This window comes from Amycolatopsis sp. DSM 110486, assembly GCF_019468465.1.
Taxonomy (GTDB): domain Bacteria; phylum Actinomycetota; class Actinomycetes; order Mycobacteriales; family Pseudonocardiaceae; genus Amycolatopsis.
This window is the reverse complement of the sequence record NZ_CP080519.1, coordinates 3,741,380-3,754,231: the sequence shown is the minus strand read 5'-3', so window position 1 is coordinate 3,754,231 and position 12,852 is coordinate 3,741,380. Positions and strand designations below refer to the sequence as shown.

The 12,852-nt window shown below is 70.2% G+C and carries 15 protein-coding genes; 10 read left to right on the top strand and 5 right to left on the bottom strand.

The window, feature by feature from the left end; all coding sequences use genetic code 11:
* The first annotated feature begins 146 nt into the window (after positions 1–146).
* Complete coding sequence (locus K1T34_RS18160; protein WP_220245432.1) at positions 147–770, top strand: hypothetical protein; 624 nt, start codon at positions 147–149, stop codon at positions 768–770.
* A 65-nt stretch (positions 771–835) separates the two neighbouring features.
* Here K1T34_RS18160 and K1T34_RS18155 read toward each other — a convergent pair whose 3' ends face one another.
* The gene (locus K1T34_RS18155; RefSeq protein ID WP_220245431.1) at positions 836–1,288 is read right to left on the bottom strand and encodes a hypothetical protein; all 453 of its coding nucleotides are present in this window, start codon (positions 1,286–1,288) and stop codon (positions 836–838) included.
* A 139-nt stretch (positions 1,289–1,427) separates the two neighbouring features.
* Positions 1,428–1,964 carry a DUF2020 domain-containing protein gene (locus K1T34_RS18150; RefSeq protein WP_220245430.1) on the bottom strand — a complete coding sequence of 179 codons (537 nt, stop codon included), beginning with the start codon at positions 1,962–1,964 and terminating at the stop codon, positions 1,428–1,430.
* Between the two features lie 159 nt (positions 1,965–2,123).
* Between K1T34_RS18150 and K1T34_RS18145 the strand changes: the two genes are divergently transcribed.
* The 5 genes from K1T34_RS18145 to K1T34_RS18125 all read left to right on the top strand — a co-directional run bounded on the left by K1T34_RS18145 (position 2,124) and on the right by K1T34_RS18125 (position 6,186).
* Complete coding sequence (locus K1T34_RS18145; RefSeq protein ID WP_220245429.1) at positions 2,124–2,546, top strand: DoxX family protein; 423 nt, start codon at positions 2,124–2,126, stop codon at positions 2,544–2,546.
* Positions 2,547–2,613: 67 nt separating this feature from the next.
* Complete coding sequence (locus K1T34_RS53400; protein WP_255638573.1) at positions 2,614–3,561, top strand: hypothetical protein; 948 nt, start codon at positions 2,614–2,616, stop codon at positions 3,559–3,561.
* 1 nt (position 3,562) lies between these two features.
* Positions 3,563–4,204, top strand: a complete 642-nt coding sequence (locus K1T34_RS18135; RefSeq protein WP_220245428.1) for a pyridoxal 5'-phosphate synthase — start codon at positions 3,563–3,565, stop codon at positions 4,202–4,204.
* A gap of 251 nt (positions 4,205–4,455) precedes the next feature.
* Complete coding sequence (locus K1T34_RS18130) at positions 4,456–5,340, top strand: hypothetical protein (protein ID WP_220245427.1); 885 nt, start codon at positions 4,456–4,458, stop codon at positions 5,338–5,340.
* A 9-nt stretch (positions 5,341–5,349) separates the two neighbouring features.
* Positions 5,350–6,186, top strand: a complete 837-nt coding sequence (locus K1T34_RS18125) for a PHP domain-containing protein (protein ID WP_220245426.1) — start codon at positions 5,350–5,352, stop codon at positions 6,184–6,186.
* Here the strand turns inward: K1T34_RS18125 and K1T34_RS18120 are convergent.
* The gene (locus K1T34_RS18120) at positions 6,183–6,815 is read right to left on the bottom strand and encodes a TetR/AcrR family transcriptional regulator (RefSeq protein ID WP_220245425.1); all 633 of its coding nucleotides are present in this window, start codon (positions 6,813–6,815) and stop codon (positions 6,183–6,185) included. The genes K1T34_RS18125 and K1T34_RS18120 overlap by 4 nt on opposite strands.
* Positions 6,816–6,888: 73 nt before the next feature.
* Here K1T34_RS18120 and K1T34_RS18115 point away from each other — a divergent pair, with 73 nt between their 5' ends.
* On the top strand, positions 6,889–8,298 hold the full coding sequence (locus tag K1T34_RS18115; protein ID WP_220245424.1) for an FAD-dependent oxidoreductase: 1,410 nt from the start codon (positions 6,889–6,891) through the stop codon (positions 8,296–8,298).
* On the opposite strand, the gene K1T34_RS18110 is transcribed toward K1T34_RS18115, so the two are convergent.
* Positions 8,277–8,939, bottom strand: a complete 663-nt coding sequence (locus K1T34_RS18110; protein WP_220245423.1) for a dihydrofolate reductase family protein — start codon at positions 8,937–8,939, stop codon at positions 8,277–8,279. The two genes, K1T34_RS18115 and K1T34_RS18110, sit on opposite strands and share 22 nt — an antisense overlap.
* 100 nt (positions 8,940–9,039) lie before the next feature.
* On the opposite strand from K1T34_RS18110, the gene K1T34_RS18105 reads away from it, so the two are divergent.
* Positions 9,040–9,957: a methyltransferase gene (locus K1T34_RS18105; protein WP_220247266.1), complete on the top strand. Its 918-nt coding sequence runs from the start codon at positions 9,040–9,042 to the stop codon at positions 9,955–9,957.
* 69 nt (positions 9,958–10,026) lie between these two features.
* Here K1T34_RS18105 and K1T34_RS18100 read toward each other — a convergent pair whose 3' ends face one another.
* A complete protein-coding gene (locus tag K1T34_RS18100) occupies positions 10,027–10,728 on the bottom strand; it encodes a hypothetical protein (protein ID WP_220245422.1) in 702 nt (233 codons plus the stop codon).
* A 132-nt stretch (positions 10,729–10,860) separates the two neighbouring features.
* Between K1T34_RS18100 and K1T34_RS18095 the strand changes: the two genes are divergently transcribed.
* Positions 10,861–11,946, top strand: coding sequence for a sensor histidine kinase (locus tag K1T34_RS18095; protein ID WP_220245421.1), 1,086 nt, complete (start codon positions 10,861–10,863; stop codon positions 11,944–11,946).
* Positions 11,939–12,619 carry a response regulator transcription factor gene (locus K1T34_RS18090; RefSeq protein WP_220245420.1) on the top strand — a complete coding sequence of 227 codons (681 nt, stop codon included), beginning with the start codon at positions 11,939–11,941 and terminating at the stop codon, positions 12,617–12,619. Before K1T34_RS18095 ends, K1T34_RS18090 begins: the two co-directional genes overlap by 8 nt.
* Positions 12,620–12,852: the final 233 nt, after the last annotated feature.

Here is a 12,852-nt window from a genome sequence, read left to right as displayed (position 1 = left end):
CCCGAACGCAGGATCGCAGGAAGATGGGCATTTCCCGAGGTTTCACCGGTTCCCAATGGGGGAAGACACAGCGTCACGCCGGGAAAAAGGGCACGATAGGTTACGGGCAACAGAGCGATATCAAAACGATTGGTGAGGTGAAGGCCATGACCCGGGCCGCAGATTCGGTGGGCGAGTCGGTGAAGTCCGGCGCGGTCGGCCTGCGCAAGCGAGCCACCGAAGCGGGCAAGGCGGGGGCGGCTTCGGCAGCGAAGGCCGCGGAAGCCGGCGCCGAGGAGTTCGCCAAGCAGAGCCGCCGGGCACGCAAGAAGCTCGCGAAGAAGACCGAGCTGACGCGCAAGGAGCTCAAGAAGAGCTCGGCCGCGGCTCGCAAGGAGGCCCTCGCCCGCATCGCCGAGCTGAAGAAGCCCGGTCGCAAGGCGAAGAAGGCCGCGATCAAGGCCGCGAAGTCCACCGGTGAGTCGAAGCGCCGGGGCAAGAAGGACTTCAAGGCCGCGAAGAAGGACTTCCGCGCCGCGCTGGTCGAGGCGAAGTCGGCGGCCAAGGGCACGCGCAAGCGCCGCCGCTGGCCGTGGCTGCTCGGCCTGGGTGCCGTCGCCGTCGGCACGGCCGTGGTGCTGAAGTCGCGCCAGCAGGAGCCGCCGGTCGCCCCGGCGCCGCCGAAGGCCACCCCGCCGGCTCCCCCGGCGAAGCCCGCTTCGGAGACCAAGCCGTCTCCGGCGAGCAACGGCAAGGCGCCCAGCACGCCGGCCGCCGAGAAGAAGAACTGAATCAGACGCGAAGAGGGCCCCGGGATCGCCGTCCCGGGGCCCTCTTCCGTTGCTACTGAGGCTGATCAGGCCATCGCGGCGTGCTTGTCGATCAGCTGGCCGAGGCGGGGAAGGGCCTCCTCGACGTTCTTCTTGCCGTTCGGGCGCAGCTTCGAGTAGACCTTCTTGATGCTGTCGCGGCTGCTGCGGTCGGCGCGGCTGTCCGTGACACCCAGCAGAGCGTTGGACGCCTCGTCGGAGCGGCTGGTCAGGTAGGCACCGAAGTCGTTGCCGCCCTTGGCCTTGTAGTCGCCGTAGAACGGCTCGAGGGCCCCAGCGAAGTCGTCCAGCAGGGTGTCGACAGCCGAGGGGATGATGCCCGGCTTGATCTTCTTGACAGCGGCGAAGCCGGTCTTCACGACGGCGCCGGAGACCCCGCCCTTGTCGGACACCTCGGCGTCCACGAGGCCCTCGAGGTCGGTCACGACCGACGGGCGACGGCTGGAGTCGAGCAGGATTTCCTTGAGGGTGTCAGCCACGAATCTTGTCCTTGTCGTAGAGATGGCGAAGTGCTTCTGGTGCCGGACGGGCACCCGCCCGCGCGAGTGCTCCAGGGCCTGCGCGTGCCGCACAGGGTAATACAAGATCAACTTCACTCACCCGTGTGGAGGCCACTACTCAGAGCTTCAGGGCCGCGATAGCCTTCTTGGCCACTGTGCGTGCTTTGATGCTCTGCTGTTGGTTACTCGTCACGATGACGGCGGCTGCCCCCTTCGAGACCGCGTACACCACTCCGTCACCGGCCGGCTGGTAGCCGCCCTTCCATCCGGCGGGGTCGTTCGCGGGGTTGGACGTGTCGACCGGCGCGGCCCGGTTCACGAGTTTCGTCGCGACGTCCTTCGTGCCCACGTACACCTGCACGGTGACCTGGAGCCCGCCGTCGGGGCGATAGAAGAAGCACGACGGGTGCGGCTCGTCGTCGGACACGCGTACGGTCGTCACGTGCTGGCCGTTCGCGTCCTGCACCGTCTCGGCCGAGAGGTACGGGCACTTCGCTTCCCGGACCGGCTGCGGATCTGGCGGCAGGCCGGGCTCAGCAGCGTGCTTGGTGGTCGTCGGCGGCGGCGCGGGCTGCGCGGTGCCCGCGATGGGGGTCGACACGCTGCAGCCGGCGAGCAACGCCAGGGCGGGCGCGAGAGCGAGAATTCGTCGCATAGCGCGCACAGTCAATCATGTCCAGTCACACGAGAGTGAAGAGCGAAAGGTTCAAGTTCCAGTGAGTAAGGGATCTTTCACTCACTGTGGTGATAGTTGAGGGTTGGCTTACCTACCCTGGCAGTCACGTATTTTCCGACTGCCAGGGAGACGACAGCCGTGAAACTCTTCGACAGAGGCCGTGACCACGTCCTCGCGCTCTTCCGCATCGTGCTCGGTTTCCTGTTCTTCTGCCACGGTGCTTCGACCGTGTTCGGCCTCTGGGGGCACCACGCCACGGCCGTCGGCACGTGGCCCGGCTGGTGGGCCGCGCTGATCCAGCTCGTCGGCGGCGCGGCCGTGACGCTGGGCCTCGGCACGCGCGTCGCCGCCGTGATCTGCTCCGGCTCCATGGCCTTCGCGTACTTCACCGTGCACTTCGGCAAGGCCGTACTTCCCATCGAGAACGGCGGCGAGCAGGCCGCCATCTTCGCCTGGGCCTTCCTCCTGCTCGCCTTCACCGGCGGCGGCCACTGGGCACTGACCGACTTGTTCCGCCGGACCCGCGTGGTCCCGGCCACCGGCACGGTCACCGCCGGTTGACCGCCCCGACCGCCCGGCGTGCGACGATGGGCGCCGGGCGGTCGGTTGTCACGGTCAGGGGGTTCGAGTGTTCACGCCGGATCAGTACCTGCAGGTGGTGGCCGAGCGCGTCCAGCGCAGCGGCGGACGGCTCAGCACCGTCCAGATCGGACCCGTGACCGCGGCCGTCGGGCTGTTCACCGAGCCGATCATGTTGTCCACCATGAACTACTGCGTCGTCGCGGCCGCCTACCCGGAGATCGACGCGCAGACACTGTTCCAGTTCACCGGCCTCGCCACGCAGCACGCGCGCGCCAACGTGCAGGGCACCGTCGGCTGGACGGCCGCCTCCGTCGTGATCGCGGGCTTGGTGGGACGCGTGCACCCCGACGCCGCCACCGCCGCGTCGGCGAAGACCGCCAACCAGTTCGGCGGCGAGACCCGCATGGTCGCCGTCGATCCGTACGCAGGCATGACCTACGCCTGGGTCGGCGGCAAGGTCTGGGGCGCGGCGGTGCAGGGCTCGGTGAACGCGAAGCTGCTGTTCTGCTTCCCTCAGCCGACAGAGGCTTACCAGCAGCTGCAATGGCAAGCGCAGTGGCAGGCCCTGCAGGCCGGCCACAACGCCGGCCCTGGCGCGGCTGGTTATGGCGTCTCAGGCCCTGCCGCCAACAGCCCTGGCACGGCTGGTTATGGCACGGCCGGTTATGGCGCCAACACTCCTTACGCAGAGGGCTATGGCGCGTCAGGCCCTGCGGCCACCGGCCCTGGCGAGGCTCCGTACGGCGCGTCAGGCCTTGCGGCCAACGGCCCTGGCGCCGCTCCGTATGGCGCCCCTGGCCCAGCGTCGAGTGATCCCGGTGCGGTCTCCGGCACGACCGGTCCCACCACCGGCTACCCAGGCCCCGGCGGCTTCCCCGGCCAACAAATCCCAGCCGGCTGGCAACCCCAGATCCCGCCACCCCCGGCCGCCGGCCCACCCGGCCCCCAGCCGCCGCACTACCCACCACCGGGCCGCCCACCGTACGGTCAGTGACATGGTTTCCCTACGTGGCTGGCAATCCTTCCCCGAAGAACTCCCGTCCTTCGACCTGGAGGCGGCCCCGGAAACCCCGGAAGACCTGTTCCTCGAGTGGCTCACGGAAGCCGCCGAACACGTCCTCGCTCCCCACGCCGTCACCCTGTCCACAGTGGACTCCGAGGGCTTTCCCGACGCCCGCGTCGTGATCCTCAAGGACATCGCCCCGTCCGCCTGGGCCATCGCCACCAGCTCGGAAAGCCCCAAGGGCCACCAGCTAGACGCCAACCCCCACGCGGCTCTCACCTTCTTCTGGCCTGGCCGCGGCCGCCAGGTGCGCGTCCGCGGCACCGTCGCCCCGGCCTCCCCGGAGGTCTCGGCGGAAGACTTCCTGGCCCGCCCACCGGCCTCCCGCGTCGAGGCCTTCATCGGCCACCAGTCCGAGCCCCTCCCGGACCCCGCCAAACTCGTCGAAGCCGCCGACGCCGCCGCCCACTGGGTCGCCGAAAACCCCCACACCGCCCCAGAAACCTGGACGCGCTACCTCGTCACCCCCACGACGGTCGAGTTCTGGCAAGCCTCCCACGACCGCCGCCACCTCCGCCTCCGCTACCTCCGCGACGCCGACGACACCTGGACCCGCGAACGCCTCTGGCCCTGACCGGGCGCCCTCCAGGCCCGCCACCGCCCCCACGACCCCGACCGCGGCACAGCCCGCGCACCCCTCGGCCCGGCACGACACGCCCCGCCCGGCAACAGCCCACGTCGGCTTCCCACCGGGCGGGCCGTGAGTGCGGCGGGGTCAGGGTGCTGGTCGCGCAGGAGGGCGCGGATCAGCTCTTCGGTCATGAGCGGTCCCCCGGTGTCCGAACTGTTCAAGACGCGCGCGCCGAAGCGTGCGACGGTGACCGTATGACTGTGAACCTCGCTGCTGCCGCGTCCTTCCTCGCCACGCACGGGCGGGTGCTCGACCGCCGCCGGTTCGAGCTGCTGTTCGGCGAAGGTGAAGGTGATGCGGAGGCCGTGCTGTCGGCCGTCGCGGCGTATCGCAACGCCGACGGCGGCTACGGCTGGGGCCTGGAGCCCGACCTGCGCGCGCCGGAGAGCCAGCCGGGTGGGGCGCTTCACGCGTTCGAAGTGTTCGAGGACATCGCGCCGAAGACCACGCCGCTGTCGCTGGAGCTGTGTGACTGGCTGGAGTCCGTGTCGCTGCCGGGTGGCGGGTTGCCGTTCGCTTTCCCTGTCGCGGACCGCACCGGGAGCGCTCCGTTTTGGACGGACGCCGACCCGACGAAGTTCTCCCTCCAGAGCACGGCTTTCGTCGCGTCGACGGCGCTGCGCGTCGCGGCGCACGACAAGGCCGTGGCGGAACACCCATGGCTCACGTCGGCCGTGTCGACCTGCTTGGACGCCATCGCCCGGGTCGAAGAGCAGCCGCACGCGATCGAGCTGTCGTTCGCCATCCGCTTCCTCGACGCCGCGCACGCCACCCGCCCGGAGGCCGACGAGCTCCTCGACCACCTCGGCAAGTTCCTGCCGGCCAATGGCATCCTCCACGTCGCCGGTGGCGGCGAGGACGAGGTCCTGCGGCCGCTGGACTTCTCGCCGATCCCCGGCCCGTCGCGCAAGGTGCTCGACCCGGCCGCGATCGCCGGCGAGCTCGAGCGCCTCGAGTCCCAGCAGCTCGAAGACGGCGGCTGGACGGTTGATTTCGCCAGCTTCTCCCCCGCGGCGTCGCTCGAATGGCGCGGCTACGCCACCGTTCGCGCGATTTCGGTGCTGCGGGCCAACTCGTAGTGTGGGGGCGTGCTGCCGCAGGACAGCCACGTCCACACCGAGTGGTCGTGGGACACCGTCACCGGGTCGATGGTCCAGTCGTGCCGGCGCGCGCTCGCGCTCGGGCTGCCGTCGGTGGCGTTCACGGAGCACGCCGACCTCACGCCGTGGCTCATCCCGCCGCCGATCCGGCCGCACCTGCCCGACCACTTCCGCGTGCGGCTGCGGACCGACGGCGTGCTGGAGCCACCGGCCCTCGACGTCGAGGGTTACCTCGCGTGCGTGCAGGAGTGCCGCGAGCGCTTCCCGGACCTGCGGATCCTGTCGGGGGTGGAGCTGAGTGAGCCGCACTGGCACCGGCCGGAGGCGGACGCGTTGCTGACGGCGCACCGCTTCGAGCGGGTGCTGGGGTCGGTGCACTCGCTGCCGGAGGGGTCGCACCACTACGAGCTGAGCGTGATCGCGGACCGCCCGGCTGTCGCGACGCTGCGTGCGTACCTGGGCGAGGTGCTGGGTCTGGTGGAGTCGACGGCCGATTTCGAGATCCTGGCCCACATCGACTACGCGCTGCGCACCTGGCCTTCGTCGAAACCCTTCGTCGCCGCGGACTTCGAGGAGGAGTTCCGCACGGTCCTGCGCACATTGGCCGGCAGCGGGCGCGCCCTGGAGCTCAACACGAAAGTCCCCCTGCCGCGCGACGTTCTCCTGTGGTGGGCCGCCGAAGGTGGCCGGATCCTCTCCTTCGGCAGCGACGCCCACGCGCCCGAACTCGTCGGCCACGCGTTCGCCGAGGCCGCCGCGTTGGCGGCTTCGTGCGGGTTCCGATCGGGCCGCACTCCGCACGACCTGTGGATCCGCCGCGGCTAACTCTTGCCGAGTGTCCCGAGGCCGTTCATCAGCAGGTCGAAGCCCAGTTCGGCCGCCGCGACCGCCTCGGGGTACGCGTCGGTCGCGGAGACGCCGTTCGCCATGCGGTGGTGGTTCTCCATCGACAGCCGCCACTGCACGGACACGATCTGCGCGGCCGCCAGGCGCGCGGTCAGCGGCGGCAGGTCCGGTGACTCGCCGAGCTCGGCCGCCAGCGCCAGCTCCCCGCTTTCCCGGAACCGCAACAAGCTCGGCAACAGCGTCGACGTGCCCATGATCAGGCGGTACAGCGCCAGCACCTGCGGAAGGTCGCAGAGCCCGGTGATCGGGTCGTGGCGGCGCAGGCCGTCGAGGAAATGCTCACGCAGCGCGGGAAGCGGGGCTTCGCGGTGCGCCCGGACCACGCGCGCGCTCTCGTGCTCGTGGTCGGCGATGCGGTGCAGGACGAGGTCGTCCTTCCCCTGGAAGTAGGCGAACAACGTCCGCCGCGACACCTCTGCGGCCTCCGCGACCTGCGAGATCGACACCTGGTCGAAGCCGTGCTCGAAGAACAGCTTGAGGGCGGCGTTCGAGATCGCCTCGCGCGTGCGCTGCTTCTTCCGCTCCCGCAGGCCGGTCTGCTCGTCCACGAAAACAGGCTACCGCGTTGGTGCACTCGGGGCTATATTGCACTCAGTATACTTCTGCACTGAGGAGCACTTCATGGACGTGATCGTGGTCGGAGCGGGCCCGGCCGGGTTGACGCTGGCGCACGAGCTGGCGCTCGGCGGCGCCGAGGTCGTAGTGGTGGAAAAGCTGTCCGAACGCATCGAGCAGACGAAGGGCGGCACGATCCAGCCACGCACCGCCGAGCTGCTCGACGCGCGGGGCCTGCTCGACGCGATCGTCGAGCGGAAGTTCGAGCGCGCCGCCGTCGGCGGGCACTTCGCCGGGCTGCCCGTGCCGCTCGACTGCACGCCTTGGCAGACCAGGCATCCGCACCCGATCGGCATTCCACAGTGGAAGGTCGAGGAGGTGCTGGAGGCAGCGGCGACCGCCCGCGGCGCGCGCGTGCTGCGGGGCCAGGACGTCACCGCGATCCACGCCGACGACACCGGCGTCACCGTGACCACCGACCAGGACCTGCGCGCCCGGTACGTCGTCGCGTGCGACGGCGCGCACAGCACCGTGCGCAAGCTGCTGGACCTGCCGTTCCCCGGCCGGCCCGGCACCTATCGGGCTGTGCTCACCGACGTGCGCCTGTCGGCCGTCTCCGAGCTGGTGCCCGCGCGGGCCGGCCACATGAGCACGATGACCAGGACCACCGCCGACCACTGGGGCATGCTCGTGCCGACCGGCGGCGACCACTACCGCTTCACCTACGGCAGGCCCGACGAGGCCGAGCCGCCGATGACCACGGAAGCCGTGCAGCAGGCGCTCACCGCCATCTACGGCGAACCCACCACGCTGGCCGAGGTCCTCACGATCTCCCGCTTCAGCGACGCCACCCGCCAGCTCGAAAACTACCGCCACGGCCGCGTTTTCTTCGCCGGCGACGCCGCCCACATCCATGGGCCGCTCGGCGGGCAGGGACTCAACCTCGGCGTGCAGGACGCTTTCAACCTCGGCTGGAAGCTCGCCGCGACGCTGCGAGGAGCCGCGGACAGCCTCCTCGACACCTACCAGATCGAGCGCCACCCGAAGGCCGCTCGCGTGCTGCACCACACGTCGGCCCAACGCGTGCTCGCCGTGCCGAACCCGGACCCGGACCTGCTTGCGCTGAGCGAGATCTTCACCGATCTCATGCGCCTGCCCGAAACCAACCGCTACCTCGCCGGGATGATGTCCGGTCTGGACGATCCCGCTCGACTGCCCGACCTGGACCTCGTGACGGCCGAGGGACCGACCCGCGTGGCCGAGCTACTGCGCGACGGGCGCGCCGTCCTGCTCGATTTCACCGGCGGCGTCGAGCTGCCCGCCGGCTGGGCCGAGCGCGTGAACCTGGTGCGCGCCAAGGCAGACACCGCGTTGCCGGCCGTGCTGCTCCGCCCCGACGCCGCCGTCGCCTGGCGCGGTGACACCCCCTTGAAAGACGCTCTGCGCGCGACCTTTCAGCCGGCCTTGGGCGCGTAGCGGATCAGCACGACGTCGCCGATCGCCCGCGTGTCCAGCAGTTTCATCCGTCCGCCCGGGTACAACGCGGGCAGCAGGAACCGCGGCGCGGCGGCGGCGCCGACCACGAGCGGCGCGATGGCGAGGTGGATCTCGTCGGCCAGGCGCTGCGAGAGGAACGCGGTGTGGATCTGGCCGCCGCCCTCGACCATGAGTCGCCGGATGCCACGGCTCCCGAGATCGTCGAGCAGCGCGCCGAAGTCCACCTCCGGTCCGAGCGCGACGACTTCGGCGAGCTGACCGAGCCGTTCGCGGGCGGCCGGGGCGCCGGATTCGGTGGTGTAGACGAGCTTTTCCCCACCGTGGTGCCAAAACTTCCACTCCGGGTCAACGTCACCCGACGCCGTCACAGTCACCTTCAGCGGATACGCGGGCTTGCCGGCGCGCACCCGCTCGGCCCGGCGCTCCTCGCTGTTGACCAGCAGCCGCGGGTTGTCGGCGCGGATCGTGCCCGCGCCGATCAGGATGGCGTCGGACTCCGCGCGCACCTGGTCGACGCGGTCGAAGTCCTCGGCGTTGGACAGCAGCAGCCGGTCGGAGGTCGTGTCGTCGATCGCCCCGTCGACACTCGTCGCGACGCTCAGCAGCACGTGGGGACGCATCGGCTCTCCCTTTTTTCGGTTGACCAGCCGGGCACAGTAGATCTTCGTGACCCACGACGATTCGAACTCCCTGCGCCGCCTGGCCGGACTCGCGACGCCGATGTCGTTGCGCGTCGCCGTGACCCTCGCCCTGCCCGCGCGCCTGCGCAACCCCGCTCCGGCGTCCGAACTCGCCGCCGAGCTCGGAGTGAACCCCGTCGCGCTCGGTCTCCTGCTCGATCACCTCACGACGCTCGGCGTGCTCGAGCACACCCCCACTGGCCACCGCACCACCGCGTACGGCGAAAACCTCCGCGACGACTTCACCGAAACCCTCCTGAACCTGAACACCGCCGGCGGACGCGCCGAGTTGGCGTTCGTCGAGCTCGCCCACAGCATCACCACGGGCGAAGCCGCCTACCCACGCCGCTACGGCCAGGACTTCTGGGCCGATCTCGCCGAGGCCGACCACCTGCGGGAATCCTTCGACCGCCAGATGGCCTTCCGCATGCGCGAGCAAATCCCGCAGATCGTCGCCGGTTACAACTGGTCGCGGTTCTCGACGATCGTCGACGTCGGCGGCGGCCGGGGCGACATCCTCGCCGCCATCCTCACCGCGAACCCCGGGTTGCGCGGCCACCTGCTCGACCTGGCCCCGACCGCCGCCGACGCCCGCCGCACCTTCGCCGCCCATTCCCTGCACGCCCAGGTCACCGCCGGCAGCTTCTTCGACCCACTCCCACCCGGCGCCGACGCCTACCTGCTCGTCGACATCCTCCACGACTGGGACGACGCCCACGCCCACCGGATCCTGGCCCGCTGCACCGAAGCCGCCGGCCCGACGGGCCGCATCCTCGTCGTCGAACCCGTCACCGGCCGCCAGGCGAACACCGAAAGCGCCCTCGCCATGCTCACCATCTTCGGCGGCCGCGAACGCCACCTCGACGAGTTCCGCGCCCTCGCCTCGGCCCACGACTTGACGCTGGACACCGTCGCGGACCTGACTTCGCAACGCTGCCTGCTCGAATTCCGCAGGTAGCGTGCTCGCGGGTTCCCACCTACGCGATACGGCCCGCGGCCACAGGCATGGCTGCCCGCCAGGGACGACTCATCCGAGCGTGCTCACATAGGCCAGCAAGCCGACCGCGGGAATCGCAGCCATGGTCAGCCTGATCGTGCGGGCGTTCGGCCGGGGCCCCGAAAACACCAGGCTGATCCCGGCGGGCACCAGGGCGACGCACAATCCGATGGCTCCAACTATCGACATGACGGTCGTGCCCTTCAGGACGCCGAGCGGCATGAGTGACATCGCCGCCAGCGCCAGGCACCGTACTTTGTGGAGCGTTCCGCTGCGCCAGGCTCCGATCGCGAGCACGATCCAGCCGAGCAGGATCGTGAAGGACAGGTAGCTGAACAGGTGCAGGTCGCCGTAGGCCTGCGCGATGAAGGTGGTGGCGAAGTCCGCGCCGCGCCGCCGGGCGAGGTCGATGGCGGCCTGGTCGAATCCGGCGTGGAAGGTGCGCTCGAAAAGCCCGGTCACGACCAGCACGGCACCCCAGGCACCCCAGGCCGGCCGCCGCACCGCGATCCGCGCGGCGAGCGTGAGCACGGCGGGCCACAGCAAGACCGTGCCGGCGAGGACGCAGGTGTAGGCGGCGGTCAGCGGGGCGGGGTGCTCGACGGCGGCCGTGAGCTGGTGTGGGAAGAAGAACGGGAACGGGGCGCGCAACAGGATCCCGGTGAGCAGCAGGACCGGGCCGATGATCATCGCCGGGCCGCCGATCCAGCGTTCGAGAGGTTCGCGAGTCATCCGGCGACCCTGTCAGCGAATTCGCCGCGGAGGATCGGCCCGTTGACGACAGTTCCCGGCCGGCGAAGTCAGCCCTGGGGATGACGGTTGCGGTCCGATGTGCCATCCACCGTGTCCGGATACGGTGCGGGGATGAGCGATCACCGCTGGCGCAACCGCGTCACCGACGTGCTGCTCGCGGTCGTGCTGGTGACGGCGGACGTCATAGTCGGCGGGAACATGCTGCGCGAAGACGGCGGATGGCGGTGGGGAGCTTCCTTTGGCGTCGCACTGACGATCGCGCTGGCCGTTGTGTTCCGGCGCCGATGGCCGATCGCGGCGCTGGCCTGCGCCCTGACGCTCTCGGTGGCCGCGGCCTTCCTCGGCGTGCTGTGGGATCCGTTCGCGGGCTCTGCCCTGGTGCTCTACCTGGTGGCGCTCAGCCGCCGGGACTCGGCGACCTTCCTCGCTGTCGCCGCGGCAAGCGCAGCGATCGCCGGCTTCGCCGCCTGGTGGTTCGCGCTCGGTGTGCCGGTCGTGGCCGCCGCCTGGGCGATCGGCCGGGCGGTGCGCGACCATCGAGCACAGGCGGCACGCCTGGACAGGCAGCGGCAGCACCAGATCCTCATCGAGGAACGACTGCGCATCGCGCGCGACCTGCACGACGTGGTCACCCACGGGATGGGTCTGATCGCGGTGAAGGCCGGCGTTGCCAATCATGTTGCCGACTCCCGGCCGGAGGAGGCTCGCGAAGCCTTGCGGATCATCGAGGAGACCAGTCGCGAAGCACTCTCCGAGATGCGCAGGCTGCTGGACGTGCTGCGCGAGGAGGCTGAGCCACTATCGCCGGCGGGTCTGGCCGACTTGCCGCAGCTCGCGGAGCGGGTTCGGCCGGCGGGTGTGGACGTGGATCTGTGCATCGACGCGGTCGAGCTTCCCCCTCCGGTCGCGCTGGCGGCCTACCGCATCGTGCAGGAAGCGATCACGAACGTCATCAAACACGCGGCGCCCGCGCGGTGCCAGGTGCTGGTGCGTGCCGGCGACGGCGTCGTCCGGATCGAGATCACCGACGACGGCACCCGGGCACGCCCGTCCGCGGGTCGCGGCCACGGCATCGTGGGCATGACCGAGCGCGCCGCGCTGTTCGGGGGCAAACTCGAGGCAAAGCCATTGCCCGGCAAGGGTTTCCGGGTCGAAGCGAGCCTGCGGTACGCAGCGGCGGAGCTCAGCGATGTCTGACCCGGTCCGGGTGGTCATCGCCGACGACCAGGCACTGCTGCGCGGCAGTTTCCGGCTGCTCGTCGAGAACGAGCCCGACATGACGGTGGTCGGGGAAGCCGCCACCGGCGCCGAGGCGGTCCAGATCGCCGACGCCACCCGACCCGACGTCGTGCTCATGGATGTGCGGATGCCCGAGATGGGCGGAATCGAGGCAACTCGGCTTCTCGCCGAGCGGGTGCCCGCCACGCGCGTGCTGATCCTGACGATGTTCGACCTGGACGCGCACGTTTTCGGCGCGCTGCGCGCCGGCGCCACGGGGTTTCTGCTCAAAGACACGCGGCCGGCCGATCTGTGCGCCGCGATCCGGACCGTCGCGGCCGGGGAAGCGTTGCTCGCGCCGGTCGTCACCCGCCGCCTCATCGCGGAGTTCACCCGAATCGGCGTGCCCGGCCCGCCGCTCAGCCGCGAACTGGACGTGCTGACCGCCAGGGAACGCGAGGTCCTGGCTCTGATCGCGCGAGGACTCTCCAACCCAGAGCTCGCCGAACGCCTGCACCTGTCCCTGGCGACGATCAAGACCTACGTCGGTCGGCTGCTGGCCAAACTGCACGCCCGCGACCGCGCCCAACTGGTCATCCTCGCGTACGAATCCGGCTTGGTCACCGGCCCGACGTGGCCGGGACAGCGGTAAGCGCGCCGGTGCCGCAACCACGCTTCGCGGTCGCTAACCTGGAACGAGTTACCTCGTCGCCGGATAACGCCCGGTTTGCGATCAGCCTTCCGCATTACGATCGTGAGATTACTCGCCGTCACAATGACTGACCGAGGTGACCACCGCGGGGGTCTGGGGGTTGCGCCCCAGCAGACACGACGGAGCGAGCCGGTTGGCGCTTTCCGCCAACACAACTCGCCCCGAGTGACGTG